Consider the following 15,499-nt stretch of genomic DNA (forward strand, 5'->3'; position numbering starts at 1 on the left):
TGGCGGTCGACGTGAACCGCCACGGGAAATTCGTTGGTGATGTCAGGAATTGGCGTTGAACGTGATGTTCAGGTCGGTGAGTCCGCGCAGGATGAACGTGGGCTCGTAGGTGTAGTCGCGCGCACCGGCGGGACCGTGCTTCTCCTCGTCGACGCCGATGTCGCCGAGCCGATCCAGGATCCGCTCGATGGAGACTCGGCCTTCCACGCGGGCCAGCGGGCCGCCGGGGCAGGAGTGCACGCCACGTCCGAATGCCATGTGCTCACGGAAGTTCGCCCGGTCGAGACGGAACTCGTGCGGGTTGTCGAACCGGCGCGGATCACGGTTGGCCGCACCGGGGCAGACCATGACGGTCGCGCCGACCGGAATCTCGGTCTCACCGATTGATGTCGCCCGCTTGGCCAGCCGGAAACCACTCTTGACCGGCGAATCCATGCGCAGGGTCTCTTCGATGAAGGCGGGGATCAAGGTGCGGTCGGCACGCAACTGCGCCTGCACCTCGGGGTGGTCGCCCAGCACCCGCAGCGACGCGCTCAGCAGTTTCGCCGTGGTCTCCTGACCGGCGGCGAACAAGAACGTCGCCGAACGCACGACGTCGATGACCTCGGGGGTGGAGCCGTCCGGATATTTCGCCAGCGCCAGCGAGGTGAGCACGTCGTCGCGCGGGTTCTCGCGCCGGTCACTGATGTAGGCGCTGAACTTCTCGTCGAGCCACTCCAGCGGGTTGCTCGCCACGATCTCGTTGTCCAGCGAGCCGACCTGGGTGCCCGGCCCGGCGGCGCCGAGCACGATGCGGAACGCTTCGTGGTCCTCCTCCGGGACGCCGAGCATATCGGCGACGACGAGCAGCGAGAACGGCTTGGCGTAGGAGGCGAGGAATTCGCACTTGCCCTGCGCGATGAATTCATCGATCTGACGGTCGGCCAACCGCCACATGAAGTCCTCGTTCTCCTTCAACCGGGCGGGCGTCAGTAGCCGGTTGAGTAGGGAACGCGCGTAGGTGTGATTCGGTGGGTCCATCGTGACCATGTGCTCGTACATCGGCAGCTGGCTGCGGTGCTGCTCGATCAGACCGGTGATGTCCTCACCCTCGATGGCGAACGGCAGGGGCGGGAAAGGACCGCCCACCGCGATCGCCGAGGAGAACTCGGCGGAGTTCTTCAGAACTTCGGCCGCTTCCTCGTAACCCGTCACCGCGTACACGCCGAAGGTCGGCTCCTGCGTGACGGGGCACTTCGCCCGCATGTGATCGAAATACGGGTGCGGATCCGGGACCAGGGATTGGTCGGTGAAGTAATCGACCGTATCGAAATCAGTCATGTGCGGAACTCCTGAAATATCGAAGCAACCAGTGGAAGGATAACATCATTATTCAGTTGTGGGAATCTCATTCTCATGAGTGCGCAACCGCACTACCAGCCGATTCGCTCCGAATCAGGGCAGGTAGACGCGGCTGGCCAGCCAGCGGCCGTCGACCAGTTCCATCGTCATCACGACCCGGCTGCGATCCACTCGCGGATCGGCCGACGCCGAATTGGTGACCGTCTGATCGATGAACAGCAGAACCTCGACCTTGGTCTCGGTCGCCGACTTGATGGCGGCGTCCAGCACAGTGCCTTTGCCGGTCGCCTTGTTCTCCAGCAGCAGCTGGCGCAGCTGTCCGCTGGAACGGGTGTACATATCCCGGAACTCGCCGGTCGATCCGTCCAGGACCGCCGCGAAATCACCGTCGAGTTTGCTCGAGTCGACGCTGGTCAGGGTGACAGCGTAGGTGCGGGCCGCAGCCAGTCCCGCCTCGCCCGCCGCGTCGATGTCGCGCTCCTGCTTCAGTTTCCAGCCGAGCACACCGGCCGCGACCAGTGCCACGATGGCGATCAGGGAGACGAGCGGAATCAGGATACGAATCACGAGGGACAGCCGTGAGAACTTACCGGCCGTGGGCGGCAACGCATCGGCATCGGTCGGCGGCTCGGCGGCCTCGGTGTCCGAGACCTTCGCCGCGGCGGGCTTGTCCAGCACCACCGTAGCTGCGGTCGCCTCGCTGTCCTGACCGGTCGCCTCGGTCTCGGCGGTCGCGCCCTCGGACTTCTCCTTCGTCGCGACGGAGCTGCCGGTGTCGTTGTCGCTCATAGTGTTTCCTCGCGTGTGGTTATTCCTTGCATGGACTGCCTTCGCCTCATCGCTTCGGCGCGGGTGGGGCGGGCGGCAGTGATGGACCGCCGAAGGTCAGCGGAAGTGATTCCGGACCGGTCGGCGACGGCGCCGTCCGCTTGTCGGCGGGCTCTCCCGGCGGCGGAGCGCCGGGAATCTCCTCCCCCGGCGGACGCGGCGCGTTGCGCGCGCCGCGGATCAGTACCGAGGGGTCGTTGTTCGGGCAGTACGTGTACAGGTACGGCTCCGGGAAATCCGGCCGCGACGGAGCCTGCCGGGGCAGGTCGTAATCGCAGACGTAGCGCGGGTAGAGGTTCACCAGACCCCAGATCCCGCCGTCGTGGAACGCCACCATGATTCCGTCCAACGTGGAACCGGCGCGCTCGGTGGGGAAGAAGAACTCCTGGAAGGCGGGAACGCGTTTACCGGTGACATCGGCGACCACCGCCAGATTCGCCAGCAGGTCGGCTCCGGTCCCGGCGTTCTGCGCCAGTACCGCATCGAACGCGCGCAAGGTGCCAGGGGCCGCTCCCAGCAGTTCGACGTATCCGCCGGTCTTCGCCTCGACTCCGCTCATGACGCTCTCGGCGTTCTGAGCGAAGGTACGCAGGCCGGGGCCGAAGTCATCGATGGTGGCCAGCAGCGATTTGCTGTCCTTCAGCAGGCTCACCGTCTGCGGGAGCACCGAATCCAGGGTCGAGATGAGGAAGACTCCGCCGTCGACGATATCCGCGAGTTTGCCCGGTCCCTCGGGGCTCACGCCCAGTTCCTTGACGATGGCTTCCAGATCGGCCGGATTCACTTGCGCCAGCGCGGTATCCAGCGACGAGAGCGTCTTCCACATCGGTGTCGGCGTCGAGGTCTGCCCGACCGCGATCTCGGCGCCGTCGCGCAGGTAGGGGGCGTTGTCGTGGGTCGGGCGGAAATCGAGGTACTGCTCGCCCGCCATCGACAGGCCCGCGACCCGGACCTCGCTGTCGGCGGGCACGCGAGTGTCGGCGTCGACCTCCGCGACCGCGACGATCCCGGTATCGCTCAGCTCCACCGATTCGACCTTGCCGATCGGGACACCGCGCAGGCTGACTTCGCGCCCGGACAGCAGACCGCCGGAATCGGCCAGATGGATGCGGACCTTCATCGTCGTCGCCGTCGGATCGGCGCCGAGCGCCCCGAAGACGAGGTAGCCGCTGCCGACCACGATCAGCAGAACCAGCGCGACGGCCGACAGCGCGTTGCGGCGTTGCCTGGCGACGCGAACGGTCGTCACCGTGGCGCGGGCGAGCAGTTCGACAGGGTTCACGCCGGAACCGCCCGCGCGAGTGGAGGTAGTCATCGTCGGCCCCCGGTGATCTGCGCCTGCAACTTGAGCAGGGTGTAGGTCAAGGTGCCGACGAATGCCTGCCAGTCGGAACCGTCCGGGATCCGGCTGAGCGGATCGCCGCTGTGGTTCACATCCGGGAGCGCGCCGATCGCGAGATCCTGACCGTCGGCGTCCACACTGGCGGCGGTTCCGTTGGTGATGGCGATGACCGGACCCAGCATCGCGTTCATGGCGGCCACGCTCGCGTTGGGATCGGTCGCGGCGGCGTTGAGTTCGGCCGCGATCCGGTTGATATCGGCGACCATGCCCTCGCTGCCGTTCAAGCCGGGGAACCGCATCAGCTGACCGCTGATCTCGTCCACCCGTCGCACCAGTGCCAGCGCCTGATCCGCGTTGTCCTTGACCACGGCAAGGGCCGGACCGGTCGCGAAGACCAGATCGTCGATGGTGCCCGCCTGCTCGTGCAATCGGGCCGTGAGCCGGTCGATCTCGGTCAGGGTCGTGCGGATGTCCTCCGACCGGGCGGCCAGCGCCTGCACCACCCGGGTCGATTGTTCGATCAGGGCGGCGACGTGATCGCCTCGATCCCCCACCGCCCGACCCAGACCGTTGACGATATTGGTCAGGTTGCGAATGGCCCCGCCGTTGACCAGCAGTGACGCGGTCGTGAGCAATTCCTCGATGGTCGCGGCCGCGGCGGTCGCGTCGCGCGCGATACTGTCGCCGTCGCGCAGGATCGGGGTCACGTCGGTGGCGTCGGTGGGTGCGGTGAGCGAGACGAACACATCACCCAACGGGGTCGCGGTCCGCAGTTCGGCGCGGGTGCCCAGCGGCAACCGGACCCCCTTCTCGATACTCATCGTGACGATCGCGTTGTAGTCGCGGACCGCCATCGCCGAGACCTCACCGACCTCGGCTCCCGACAGCCGAACCTTCGCCTTGGCGGGCAGATTCAGCGCGTTGGCGAAGTCGGCGTGAATCGTGTAGCTGTTGCTGCCGCCGCCCGGCGCGGGCAGCGGCAGATCACCCAGACCTACCGAACAAGCCGTACTCGTGGCCAGCGCCATCGCCGCCAGGGCGATCACGCGGGCGCGTCTGTCACGTGTGCTCATTGCCCCATCCTCGACATCGCGGTCAGCATGTCGGTGAGACCGAAGTCCGGTCCGAAATCCTGGAGAGTTCCCGTGGCACAGCCGAGTTGGCGCAATCCCAGGATGTTGCAGACCTCTTTGATGAGCTGTCCGTCGAAGAAGACCTTGTCCAGCATCGCGTGCACCCGCACCCCTCGATGCTCGAAGTCGATCGCGTTGTAGGCGTTGTTCAGCAGCAGTGGCGTCACGTCGATGAATTCGGCCAGCTGGGTCCGGTAGTCGGCCAGCGCCTTGGTCACCGTGCTCGCGTTGGACAGCGTCGCGCGCAGTTCGTCGGCGTTGTCGGTGAGCAGGGCCGTCGTCTGGGCCATGATGTCGTTGATCTGCGCGCCGGTCGAACCCGACCCGATATCGAGCTGGGCCAGCACATCACCCAATTGGCCGGTGGCGGTGCCGAATTCCCGGATCACCGCGTCGTTGTCGGAGGCCGCGCGGACCAGTACCGACAACTGTTCGACGATGCGGGTGATCGATTCGCGCACCTGCGCGCCGCCGTCGTCGCCCATCCGCAACGCCGTGGCCAGTTCGTCCATCGTCTCGCGCATCTGCGGGCCGCTGCCGCTGGCGATGGTGGCCGATACCGCGAGCAACTGCGCGATCGGGCCGTCGGAGGGATTCTCGGTGGACAGCTCACCTGCCATCCGCTCCCCCGCGCCGAGCAGGCGATCGAATTCGACGGGTGTCTTCGTCCGGTCGATCCCGATTCGGGCCCCGTCGGCCAGCGCGGGACCGCCCTGGTAGGCCGGCGTGAATTCGACGTGCCGGTCGGTCAGCACCGAGGTGGACACCGTGACCGCCCGAGCGCCGGCGGGAATGGCGATATCGTCGTCGATTTCCATCGTGACCTCGACGACGGGACCGTGCGGCTCGATCGCGGTGACCTTGCCCACCGGCATGCCGAGGACAGCCACCGAGTTGCCGACGTAGAGTCCCGCGGCGTTGTCGAAGTCGGCGACAACGGTTTTCGTGGAGTCGCCGAGTCCGGCGACACTGCCGGAGCATCCGGCGATCGCGCCGATCGCCGCGACGACCACGACCCGACTCAGCACACTTCTGACGTTCATCGGCAGTCCTCGCGATAGGGCTGGAGGTTGGCCTGCGTGGCGCGGCTGCTGATCGCGCACATCCAGCTGTCGATCATCGGCCCCGCCAACGAGGTGAAGTCGACCTCTTTACCGGTACCGGAGGCATTGGTGAAATTGCGGATCGGAACCGGCAGGACCTCGAGCAGGTTGCGCAGCAGTTCGTCGTTGCGCGACAGGGTGTCGAGCAGGCCGTTCAACCCGGTGAGGAGTTCGTCGACCTGGGCCCTGTCGGTGCCGACCAGGTCACGGATCTGGCCGGTGAGCTGCCGGGTGCCCTCCATCAGCCGCAGGATCGCGTCGCGCCGGGCGACGACCTCGGTGAGCAGGTCGCGTCCCTGGGTCATGATCTGCCCGAGATCGGACTGCTGTTCGGAGACCACCGTGGTCAGACGTTCCGTGCCCGCGAGCAGCGCGGTCAGTTCGCCGCGCCGGTCACCGACGATCGTGGCCAGCGACCGCATATTGCCGAGCAGACCGGGCAGTACCGACGGCACGCCCTCGAGCTGGGTCGCGAGGGTGTCCAGCGATCGGCCGATCTGGCCCGCGTCGATCTGATCGAAGGTGACGGTCGCGTTGTCCAGCGCTTCCTGGAGGTCGTAGGGAACGGCGCTGTGGTTCAACGTGATCCGACGATCCGGGACCGATCCGGTGCCACCGGGACGCAATTCGACGTAGCGCGCGCCCAGCAGGGTGGTGAGTTTGATCGACGCCCTGGTCTCCGCACCGAGCGCGACCGAATTCTCGACGGTCAGCCGCACGACGACGTGGTCGCCCGCCAGCCGCTGGGATGTGACGGTGCCGACCGGAACTCCCGCGACGGTGACCGAGTCACCCGGGCTGAGCCCGGCGGCCTGGGCGAATTCCACCTCGTATTCCTCGGTGCCCACACCGAGTCGGGTGAATCCCACCGCGCCGAAGAGCATCGCGGCCAGCAACACCAGCGCCACCGAGCCCAGCACCACCTTGCGATGTTCTTCCAGTGGTCGACGCAGCACCACGGCGGATCGACGCGCGCGATCTTTCGGACTCATCAATTCACCTGACAGGTCGGAGAATATTGCGGTTTGCCGGTGGCCGATGCCATGCCGACGATGGTGGGAACGAGTTCGGACAGCGAGGGCAGGAACGTGGCGTTGATATCGCACAGGTAGGTGTCGAGGAACGCGCCCTGCTGACTGACCCGTGCAAGCCCCTTCATCAGGGCGGGCAGATTGAACCCGAGGTAGGCGAACTCGCTCTTGTTCTCCATGAAATGGCGGGTGAAACCCGGTTCCCGGTAGAGCAATTCGTCGAGGTCGGGTTGGATGCCCCCGACCACCTCGGCCATCCGGGTGGTCATGCCGCTCACGTTGGTGAGCGTTCCCATCAGTTCCTCGCGATGTTTCGACAACCCCTCGACAATCGAGCGGGAACTGGTGATGAGCGAACTCACCTCGTCGCTGTGCACCGCGAGATCCCCGACGACATGGTTGAGATTGGTGATCACCGAACCGAGTACCCGGTCCGGTCCCGCCAGCGATTGGGCCAGCGAAGACACCTGTTCGATGAGCAATACCAGGGAGGTGTTGTCGCCTTGCAGCGCCCGGATCAGCGCTTCGGTGACATTGTCGACCTGCTTGGGATCGAGCCCACCGAACAGCGGCTCGAAACCGTTGAGCAGCGCGGAGATATCGAACGACGGTTCGGTGTGGTCCAACCCGATCTCGTCGCCGGGGCGCAACTGCTGCGGCGCGTGATAGTCGGCCAGCGACAATCCGAGATACCGCTGACCGATGACGTTCTGATACGTCACCGACGCCTTGGTATTGCCGTAGAGCTTCTGATCGACCTCGACGCGGAAATTCACCTTCGCCTTGTCGCCGTCCAACTCGATCTTGTCCACGCGCCCGACCCGCACACCGGCCATCCGCACGTCGTCACCGGCCCGCAGCCCCGTCACATCGGTGAAAACCGCCGAATAGGAATGGGTTTCGCTGTTGATGCCACGGTCGAGGGTGACGTAGGTGATCCAGATCAGCAGGAAGGAGACAACGACGAACAGGCTGACGCCGATCAGCGGTTTGCGCAGGTTCATCGCGCACCCCCGGTGAGCGGACCGTCGGCCAGCAGCGAGCCGAGAATCGACTCGGCTCCGTTCGCCTCACCGGTGAGCGCGCGGCGCAGGAATTCCTGGAGGTCGGCGGGCAGGTCTGGTGGCGCCGTAAAGTTCCGCGGGTCCATGGTCGCCGGCAACTCCTGTTGTGGAATGACGTCGGGCGCGGTCGCGCAACTCGGACCGGCCATGTCGCCGTATCGCGGACAATCCGCCCGCGTGTAGAGGGTGTGCGGGGTGAAGCGGAACTGGAACTTGCCGCGGCCGCGCGGACTGTCGGAGTTCCAGAACTCCTGGTACCACTTGTCCGACATCTTCCTGATCGTCGTCACGATCGGCGTGAAGGACGGCGAGCCCTTGGCGAACACGTCGAGGACCGGACCCATTTGTTCTGTCACAGTGACGATCTGGTCGGTTCTCCGGTCCAGGGTTCCATTGACCGACGCCAGGGTGTTGTTACCTGCGGAGATCAGCGAAACGAGCTGTTCGTCCTGTTCGGCGAATACCCGCATCGGCGTCACCGCGTGGTGCAGCGCGTCGAGCAGATCGGGCGCGGAAGCGTTCAGACCGCGCACCGCGTCGGCCATGAGGGTCAGCGTCGGCGTACTGCCGTCGGGTGTGAGCAGCGCGTCGAATTCCTTGGTGATGCGGTCCAATTGAGTGCCCGCGGCCACGATATCGGCGCCGCGCCGGTCGGTGGCCTCGGCGACCGCGGCGAGAACGCCGACGGTATTGCTGCTCCCGAGACGCGCGGTGCTGGCGATGATCTCGCGCAGTTTGGTCAGCGCGGTCTGGAGTTGGATCGTGGAAAGGCTCTTGTCCTGGGCGATTTCGGCGCTCGCGCTGAGCGCGGGCGCGGGACCGTTGTCCACCAGTTGGATCGAGGACACCGCGAACACATTGCTCGGCACGACCCGCGCGGTGACCGAACGCGGAATTCTGCCCAGCGACGCCGGATCCATCTGCAACAGGACCCGATTGCGGCCGCCGTTGGTCGCCGGTTCGACCGACGCGACGGTGCCGACCAGCAGACCGCGGAACTTGACATCCGAACGCGGGGGCAGGCCGTCACCGAGTTGATCGAGCATCGCGGTGACCTCGACCTTGTCGTCGAAGGCACCCGTCGATTTGATCAGCAGCAACGACACCACCAGCCCGGCGGCGACCAGAAGCACCACGCCGCGCAGCAACAACGCCAGCGGCGAAGGTCCGCGCCCGTCCTTTTCGAACAGTACCGACATCGGTTCCTATCCCCCCAGCCGTGCGCTGGCGCCGATGCCCCACAGGGCGATGGTCAGCAGCAGATTGACCACGATCATCAGCGAGATCGCGGCGCGCATCGCGCGCCCGGCGGCGATGCCGACCCCCTGGGGTCCACCGGCGGCGTAGAAGCCGTAGTAGCACTGGATCGTGGTGGTGAGAACGACGAAGACGATCGCCTTGATCAGCGAGTACACGATGTCGGGACCGTTGAGAACCAATTGGAAATAGTGCTGGTAGGTACCGGCGGACAGTCCACCCGACACGTTCACGACGACCTGCACCGCGATGTAGTTCACCGCCAGGCACACCAGGTACAGCGGAACCATGGCAAGCACCGAGGCGAGCAACCTGGTCGAGACCAGATACGGGATCGAGCGGATACCCATCGATTCCATCGCGTCGATCTCCTCGGCGATGCCCATCGCGCCCAGCTGCGCGGTGAAGCGGCAGCCCGCCTGCGCCGCGAACGCCAGCGACGCCATGATCGGGGCCAGTTCACGGGTGGACGCCGTCGAGGCGATCAAACCGATGGTCGGTTCCATCCCGAGCAGGTGCAATGCGTTGTACCCCTCCAGCCCGACGATCGCCCCGCCCGCCGCGCCGAGCACGATGATGACACCCGCGGTGCCGCCGCCGACGACGATCGAGCCGTTGCCCCAGGTGACATCGGACAGAATGCGCAGGAATTCCTTGCGGTACTGGCGCAGCATCACCGGAATCGAGGCCACAGCACGCACGAGGAAGGTCAACATGTGCCCGAGGCGCATGATCGCGGTGCCCAGGTTCCGGGCGGTGCGCACAAGCGCATAAGTCCCGGGCGGGTAGTAGGTCGCGGCCATCAGAGGCCCTGCCTCGGGAGCAGGATCATCGCCAACTGGGTGACGACCACGTTGATCGTCATCAACAGCAGGATCGAGGAGACCACGGTCGAGTTGACCGAATTCGCGACGCCCGCGGGGCCGCCCTTGGTGGACAACCCCTTCTCACAGGCGACGACGGCGACGATTGCGCCGTAGATGACGGCCTTGAACAGGGTCAGCCAGAGATCGGTCACGGTCGCGAACGACGCGAAGGTCGCCACGAAACTTCCGGGCGCGCCGTTCTGGACGAACACGTTGAACAGGTAGCCGGCGAGGAAGCCGACGAAGCAGACGATGCCGGTCAGCGAGACGCCGACCAGGATGGCGGCGGCCAGGCGCGGCACGACCAGGCGCCGCACCACCGATACCCCCATGACCTCGAGCGCGTCGATCTCGTCGCGGATCTTGCGCGACCCCAGGTCCGCGCACACCGCCGAGCCGACCGCTGAGGCCATCAGCAACGCGGCGACCATCGGCGCGCCCTGGCGGATCACCGCAAGACCACTCGCGGCACCCGCCAGCGATGTCGCGCCGACCTGTCCGGCCAGCAGCCCGAACTGGATCGACAGGGTGACACCGATGGGAAGCGCGACGAAAATCGTCGGCAGCACCGCGGCCGAGGCCATGAACGCCGACTGCCTGATGAATTCGGCGAAGGCGAAGCGCCCGGTGACGATGTCGACGCACAGGTACTGGACGGCGCGCACGCCGAGAACGAACTGTCCACCCACCGTTTCCAGTGCGGTGACGGGGTGACGCCGAAGGTATCCGCGCGACCATCCGGTAATTTCCCGAGTCGCCCACCTGGGCGGTGGATCCTGGTCGACGCCACCGTCCACACCGACGGCGCTTTCGCGCACATCGGATTCTTGGTGAGTCATCTTCGATCTCGAAACTCTCAGGTCCGGCGGGCAGCATCCCACCGCCGACGAACGATCTGTAAGAACATGTGTTTTCAGGCGATGGTTCGCCTTCTGAACTGAGTCTCCCGATTATTCGAGCCACTCTGCGGCGCGCACGCCTCGGGCAAGGAAATCCCCTTGCCGGATTTCCTTGAATCCTTGCCGAGTCCACTTCTCGCCCCGGCTCGAGGATTTCTCCGAAAAACTCTTCGGCGTGCATCGTCGATAAGACATTGTGCTTGCAGTCACATCGCGAGTCAATAGCAGAACACGGAATCAGCTGAGGTTTTGCCGCCGGTTCGAATTAAGTCGTAATAAAAAGGAGATAGGTGGATATGGGGCATCCGGCACACTCGACGACCGCCGGATCCGACGACGGATCGACGCCTGGGCACCATCGATTCCGCCGCCCGTTCGCTCGGCCGGGCGCCGTCGGGAGGACTTCCCGCGTCACACCGGTGCGGACCGCCTCCCCGTCGGCATGTGCCGCCCCCGGCCGGATATCGCGCGCGTGTCCGGCCTGGGATCAGCCGATCGGCGCACGGCAATCCACGGGCGGACCACACCGTCGTGACCCATATTGCCCCTCCTGACCACAAGAAATGTGCTAGTGAAGTATTCGACACCCACCGGCGGACGATCCGGGCTACGATCGGCCACCGGATGCCGAGCGACTGCTCAGCATCGGTGCTGTGCATATGCATAGCATGAGGTGACTCAGTCAGTCAATAGACGACGAGGCTCGCACTGGGCTATGAATTGACCCCACCACGGGTTTTCGAACAAGGAGGACGGCGAATGCCATCGCCCCGAAGGATCGGTGCCCCCGATGCCAAGAATCGCCAGGTCCTCATCGAGGCGGCCCAGCAACTTCTGCTCGAGGAAGGATGGGCGGCGGTGACCTCGCGTAAGGTCGCCGAGCGGGCGGGCCTCAAACCGCAGTTGGTGCATTATTACTTCCGCTCGATGGACGAGCTGTTGCTGGATATTTTCCGAAGAAATGCGGATGAAGGTCTCGAACTGCAGGCCGAGATGATGAAAACGGACAAACCGCTCCACGCATTATGGGCTTTCAGCACCGATCCGACCGCGGTGCGATTAACAATGGAATTCGTCGGCCTGTCCAACCATCGCCCAGCTATCAGAGCGGCCGTCGCCGAATACGCGGAGAAATTCCGCACCATCCAGGCGAACGCGCTGGAGGAACTGTTGGGCGAATACGGATTCGATACCGAGAGATTCCCGGCCGCGGCCATGGCGGTCCTGATCACGAGCATTTCGCGGGTCGTGGTGATCGAACGCGCGCTCGGGATGTCGGGCGGGCACGCCGAAGCCCTCGCGCTCGTCGAGAGGGAGATCGACAAACTCGAGGGCGGGCACGCGAACGCCGGCCGGGAAATTTCCTGACCGGCTGTGTCGCGATCGGAGATCAGGTAGCGGGAACCAGATCGGCGTCGGAGCGGTAGATGGGCGGCGGGATCTCGCCGACCCGGAAGGCTTCGGTCGACTCGACCGATTCGGCGGGGTGGCCCGCCGCGTTCAACGCGCACGCCTTGAAAGCGCGCGCCGCCACGCTCACACGATGATGCGCGGTGCCCGCGCGGTGTTCCAGCTCGGGCGGGATCACATCGCCCCACATCGCGACCTCCATGAGGCCGCGGTCGAAACACTCGAGCACGCCTTCACGAACCCGGCTGTCCGACATGTAGGTCTCCGACGCCACCGCGACCGCGTTGGGCCACGTGTCGTGTACCGAGGTGGCCAGTGACTGTTCCAGATCCAGGACGGTAGCGCCCAGAATCCGCAGCGGGCGCACATCGCTGTGATCGGTCACCAGTACCGTCACCTCCCAGCCCGCGGTCGTGCGGTCGAACAGCCACCCGCCGGCGTGACGGATCACGTCGACGGCGCTGGGCGCGACAACCGCCAAGCGATAGCGCAGTGGGTGTCGGCGCGCGTGCGCGCGCCAACGAGCCACCGAATGAAGGTCCCGAACGCCCTGGTTGACGGAGTCGACGGATCGTACAGCCATGGTTTCCCATCCCGCTTGTCGAACGTGAAGATCGCGGTGGATCCCCCCGGGTCAGGGCCGATGCGTCTGGGCTGAATGACAAACATCGGGATTTCCCGCAGGGAGATCTACCGCTCACACAGTAAGGCGGTTCTCCGAAATGTGATACCGGCCTCACACCTGAAGGATATGTGATCTATGTCACATATCCGGTTGTGGAAGACCCCTCGCTTCCTGCGCAAACGCCCTATTGCGACCCACACCCAACTACGTAGTTCCTACGTTGCGGGACACTGAAATCACTTGGCGCGGTTCATTACTCGATCCGCCGCCGCCCAGTGCTCATCCGACACCCACAACCGCGCGAATGCCTGTACAGCTTCCTGTTCGGAAACACCTCTGACCACCCGTTTGACTTCACCCGCAGGAACGGTCGCGAGCGACTTCGCCAGGGCGCGCCACCCCTTGTCGAACTCCTGACGCGGAAGAACACGGTCGATCAGCCCGAGACGCTCGGCCGAGGCGGCGTCGAGGATCTCCCCGGAACCGGCGAGCATGATCGCCCGACCCGGTCCGACCAGCCGCGCCAGCCGTTCCGCGCCGCCCCACGCGGGCATGATCGCCAGCGACACCTGGTTGAAGCCGATCTTGATGTCGTGCGCGGCGATGCGGATGTCGGCGGCGACCGACACCTCGGCGCCACCACCGAGCGCGTGCCCGTTCAGGGCCGCGATCACCGGGCCGGGGAACGCCGCGAGCCGATCGCAGATCCCGCGCATGCGCCACGCCATCTCGGCGGCCTGTTCCTCGGTCCGCAACTTGGCGAGTTCCTTGAGGTCGCCGCCGGAGACGAAGGCCTTGTCGCCCCCACCCGTGAGCACCAGAGCGCGAGCCTCACCTGCGGCGTCGATCGCCTTCTCCAACTCGTCCATCGTGGCGGGCGCGATCGCGTTGCGGGCCTCGGGGCGATTGATGGTGATGACCGCCAATCCCTCGTCCAGCTCTAGCTCGACCATCTTCTTGTTCTCCTAGGAGGAAATATGATTCTCTTGTCAGGAGAACAATATACGTGCAGGCGATTCCGAGGAGCTCGACGATGCGCAAGATCCCCGTCGACCTGGTCACCCGTTACCAGGAAGAGGGTTGGTGGACCTCCGAGTCGCTCGGCGATCTACTCGCGGCGGGCCTGGCCGCCGCACCGGACACCCAGTTCCGAATCCATTCGGCGAAGCGGCCGTGGTCGGGCACCTACCGCGAGGTCGAGCACGACGCCCGCAGGCTCGCGGCAGGCCTGCGCGGGCGCGGAGTCGAACCGGGTGACGTGGTCGCGTTCCAGCTGCCGAACTGGGTGGAGGCCGCGACGGTATTCTGGGCGTCGGCCTTCCTCGGCGCCACGGTGGTACCGATCGTGCACTTCTACGGACGTAAGGAACTCACCTACATCCTGGAAACGGTGCGCCCCAAGGTCTTCGTCGTCACCGAACTGCTCGGTCTTCCCGACACCTGCGCGGATCTGCGCGAGGACATCCCGATCGTCGGTGTCGTCGGCGGGAATTTCGAGGAACTTCTCGACCCCGAGCCGATGGCGGGAACACTGGCGGTCGACCCCGACAGCCCGGCGCTGATCGCGTTCACCTCCGGCACGACCAGCTCGCCGAAGGGGGTCGTGCACAGTCATCGCACCCTCGGTTGCGAGACCCGCCAACTGGCGGCCTGGTATCCCCCCGAACTCGGCAATCAGATCACCGCGGCGCCGGTCGGCCATTTCATCGGCATGGTCAACGCGCTGCTCATCCCGGTACTGAACAACATCGCAATCAACGTCACCGATGTGTGGGATCCGACCAAGGTGCTCGAGCTCATGCTCTCCGACGGGCTGACGGTGGGCGGCGGCGTGCCCTACTACGTCACCAGCCTGCTCGACCATCCGGACTACACCGACGCGCATCTGCCCTTCATGCGCTACGCCGGAATGGGCGGCGCGTCGGTGCCCGCGGCCCTCACCACCCGCCTGGCCGCTATCGGCATCACCGTCTACCGGTCCTACGGCAGCACCGAACATCCGTCGATCACGGGTTCGCTGTACACCGCACCCGAGCACAAACGCCTGTTCACCGACGGCAACACCATGCCCGGCGTGGAGATGCGACTGGCCGAGGACGGCGAGATCCTCAGCCGCGGACCGGATCTGTGCCTGGGGTACACCGATCCCGAGCTCACCGCGAAGATGTTCGATGAGGACGGCTGGTATCACACCGGCGATATCGGCGTCCTCGACGAGGACGGCTACCTGACCATCACCGACCGCAAATCCGACGTGATCATCCGCGGCGGCGAGAACGTCAGCGCGCTCGAGGTCGAAGAGGTCTTGCTCACATTGCCGGGAGTCGCCGAGGCGGTCGCCGTCGCGGTTCCCGACGACCGCCTCGGCGAGCGCACCGCGGCGGTGCTGCGCTTGCACCCGGGAGCCGAGGCCCCCGGCCTGGACCAGGTACGGGAGTGCTTCGCCGACGCCGGAATGGCCAAACAGAAGTGGCCGGAGGAAGTGCACGTCGTCGCCGATTTCCCCCGTACCCCGAGCGGCAAGGTCCAGAAGTTCATCGTCCGCCGGGATCTGGCGCAGACGCGGGCCGCGGGCATTGCTATACATTCATGAAGAGAAT

General features: G+C 65.5%; 14 protein-coding genes. 2 read left to right on the forward strand and 12 right to left on the reverse strand.

Going from position 1 to position 15,499, the window contains the following annotated elements:
* Positions 1–42: 42 nt before the first annotated feature.
* From OG225_RS18980 to OG225_RS19025, 10 genes are all read right to left on the reverse strand, one after another.
* Complete coding sequence (locus OG225_RS18980) at positions 43–1,320, reverse strand: cytochrome P450 (protein WP_405182891.1); 1,278 nt, start codon at positions 1,318–1,320, stop codon at positions 43–45.
* 114 nt (positions 1,321–1,434) lie between these two features.
* The gene (locus OG225_RS18985) at positions 1,435–2,130 is read right to left on the reverse strand and encodes a hypothetical protein (RefSeq protein WP_216908788.1); all 696 of its coding nucleotides are present in this window, start codon (positions 2,128–2,130) and stop codon (positions 1,435–1,437) included.
* 46 nt (positions 2,131–2,176) lie between these two features.
* Positions 2,177–3,484, reverse strand: a complete 1,308-nt coding sequence (locus OG225_RS18990) for an MlaD family protein (RefSeq protein WP_405182892.1) — start codon at positions 3,482–3,484, stop codon at positions 2,177–2,179.
* Positions 3,481–4,584 (reverse strand): MlaD family protein, encoded by a 1,104-nt coding sequence (locus OG225_RS18995; RefSeq protein WP_216908798.1) that lies wholly within the window; start codon positions 4,582–4,584, stop codon positions 3,481–3,483. Before OG225_RS18995 ends, OG225_RS18990 begins: the two co-directional genes overlap by 4 nt.
* Positions 4,581–5,687 (reverse strand): MCE family protein, encoded by a 1,107-nt coding sequence (locus OG225_RS19000; RefSeq protein ID WP_216908800.1) that lies wholly within the window; start codon positions 5,685–5,687, stop codon positions 4,581–4,583. Before OG225_RS19000 ends, OG225_RS18995 begins: the two co-directional genes overlap by 4 nt.
* Positions 5,684–6,739 (reverse strand): MCE family protein, encoded by a 1,056-nt coding sequence (locus OG225_RS19005; RefSeq protein ID WP_405182893.1) that lies wholly within the window; start codon positions 6,737–6,739, stop codon positions 5,684–5,686. Before OG225_RS19005 ends, OG225_RS19000 begins: the two co-directional genes overlap by 4 nt.
* On the reverse strand, positions 6,739–7,782 hold the full coding sequence (locus OG225_RS19010; RefSeq protein WP_405182894.1) for an MCE family protein: 1,044 nt from the start codon (positions 7,780–7,782) through the stop codon (positions 6,739–6,741). Before OG225_RS19010 ends, OG225_RS19005 begins: the two co-directional genes overlap by 1 nt.
* Complete coding sequence (locus tag OG225_RS19015) at positions 7,779–9,041, reverse strand: MlaD family protein (RefSeq protein ID WP_405182895.1); 1,263 nt, start codon at positions 9,039–9,041, stop codon at positions 7,779–7,781. Before OG225_RS19015 ends, OG225_RS19010 begins: the two co-directional genes overlap by 4 nt.
* Positions 9,042–9,047: 6 nt before the next feature.
* On the reverse strand, positions 9,048–9,902 hold the full coding sequence (locus OG225_RS19020) for an ABC transporter permease (protein ID WP_405182896.1): 855 nt from the start codon (positions 9,900–9,902) through the stop codon (positions 9,048–9,050).
* The gene (locus OG225_RS19025; protein WP_216908817.1) at positions 9,902–10,804 is read right to left on the reverse strand and encodes an ABC transporter permease; all 903 of its coding nucleotides are present in this window, start codon (positions 10,802–10,804) and stop codon (positions 9,902–9,904) included. The genes OG225_RS19020 and OG225_RS19025 overlap by 1 nt, the downstream gene beginning before the upstream one ends.
* A gap of 819 nt (positions 10,805–11,623) precedes the next feature.
* Between OG225_RS19025 and OG225_RS19030 the strand changes: the two genes are divergently transcribed.
* Positions 11,624–12,232 carry a TetR/AcrR family transcriptional regulator gene (locus tag OG225_RS19030; protein WP_405182897.1) on the forward strand — a complete coding sequence of 203 codons (609 nt, stop codon included), beginning with the start codon at positions 11,624–11,626 and terminating at the stop codon, positions 12,230–12,232.
* A gap of 22 nt (positions 12,233–12,254) precedes the next feature.
* On the opposite strand, the gene OG225_RS19035 is transcribed toward OG225_RS19030, so the two are convergent.
* Positions 12,255–12,767, reverse strand: coding sequence for a hypothetical protein (locus tag OG225_RS19035; RefSeq protein ID WP_216908855.1), 513 nt, complete (start codon positions 12,765–12,767; stop codon positions 12,255–12,257).
* 368 nt (positions 12,768–13,135) lie between these two features.
* On the reverse strand, positions 13,136–13,852 hold the full coding sequence (locus tag OG225_RS19040) for an enoyl-CoA hydratase/isomerase family protein (protein ID WP_405182898.1): 717 nt from the start codon (positions 13,850–13,852) through the stop codon (positions 13,136–13,138).
* Positions 13,853–13,932: 80 nt separating this feature from the next.
* Here OG225_RS19040 and OG225_RS19045 point away from each other — a divergent pair, with 80 nt between their 5' ends.
* Positions 13,933–15,492, forward strand: a complete 1,560-nt coding sequence (locus OG225_RS19045; protein ID WP_405182899.1) for an AMP-binding protein — start codon at positions 13,933–13,935, stop codon at positions 15,490–15,492.
* The last annotated feature ends 7 nt before the right edge of the window (positions 15,493–15,499 follow it).

This window comes from Nocardia sp. NBC_01377 (assembly GCF_045040005.1).
In the GTDB taxonomy this organism is placed as follows: Bacteria; Actinomycetota; Actinomycetes; order Mycobacteriales; family Mycobacteriaceae; genus Nocardia; species Nocardia noduli.

Coding starts and splice junctions, on each gene's coding strand:
- OG225_RS19010 (WP_405182894.1), bottom strand. CDS start 7,782: ATGAACCTGCGCAAACCGCTGATCGGCGTCAGCCTGTTCGTCGTTGTC.
- OG225_RS18980 (WP_405182891.1), bottom strand. CDS start 1,320: ATGACTGATTTCGATACGGTCGATTACTTCACCGACCAATCCCTGGTC.
- OG225_RS18985 (WP_216908788.1), bottom strand. CDS start 2,130: ATGAGCGACAACGACACCGGCAGCTCCGTCGCGACGAAGGAGAAGTCC.
- OG225_RS18990 (WP_405182892.1), bottom strand. CDS start 3,484: ATGACTACCTCCACTCGCGCGGGCGGTTCCGGCGTGAACCCTGTCGAA.
- OG225_RS19015 (WP_405182895.1), bottom strand. CDS start 9,041: ATGTCGGTACTGTTCGAAAAGGACGGGCGCGGACCTTCGCCGCTGGCG.
- OG225_RS19025 (WP_216908817.1), bottom strand. CDS start 10,804: ATGACTCACCAAGAATCCGATGTGCGCGAAAGCGCCGTCGGTGTGGAC.
- OG225_RS19040 (WP_405182898.1), bottom strand. CDS start 13,852: ATGGTCGAGCTAGAGCTGGACGAGGGATTGGCGGTCATCACCATCAAT.
- OG225_RS19045 (WP_405182899.1), top strand. CDS start 13,933: ATGCGCAAGATCCCCGTCGACCTGGTCACCCGTTACCAGGAAGAGGGT.
- OG225_RS19000 (WP_216908800.1), bottom strand. CDS start 5,687: ATGAACGTCAGAAGTGTGCTGAGTCGGGTCGTGGTCGTCGCGGCGATC.
- OG225_RS18995 (WP_216908798.1), bottom strand. CDS start 4,584: ATGAGCACACGTGACAGACGCGCCCGCGTGATCGCCCTGGCGGCGATG.
- OG225_RS19005 (WP_405182893.1), bottom strand. CDS start 6,739: ATGAGTCCGAAAGATCGCGCGCGTCGATCCGCCGTGGTGCTGCGTCGA.
- OG225_RS19020 (WP_405182896.1), bottom strand. CDS start 9,902: ATGGCCGCGACCTACTACCCGCCCGGGACTTATGCGCTTGTGCGCACC.
- OG225_RS19030 (WP_405182897.1), top strand. CDS start 11,624: ATGCCATCGCCCCGAAGGATCGGTGCCCCCGATGCCAAGAATCGCCAG.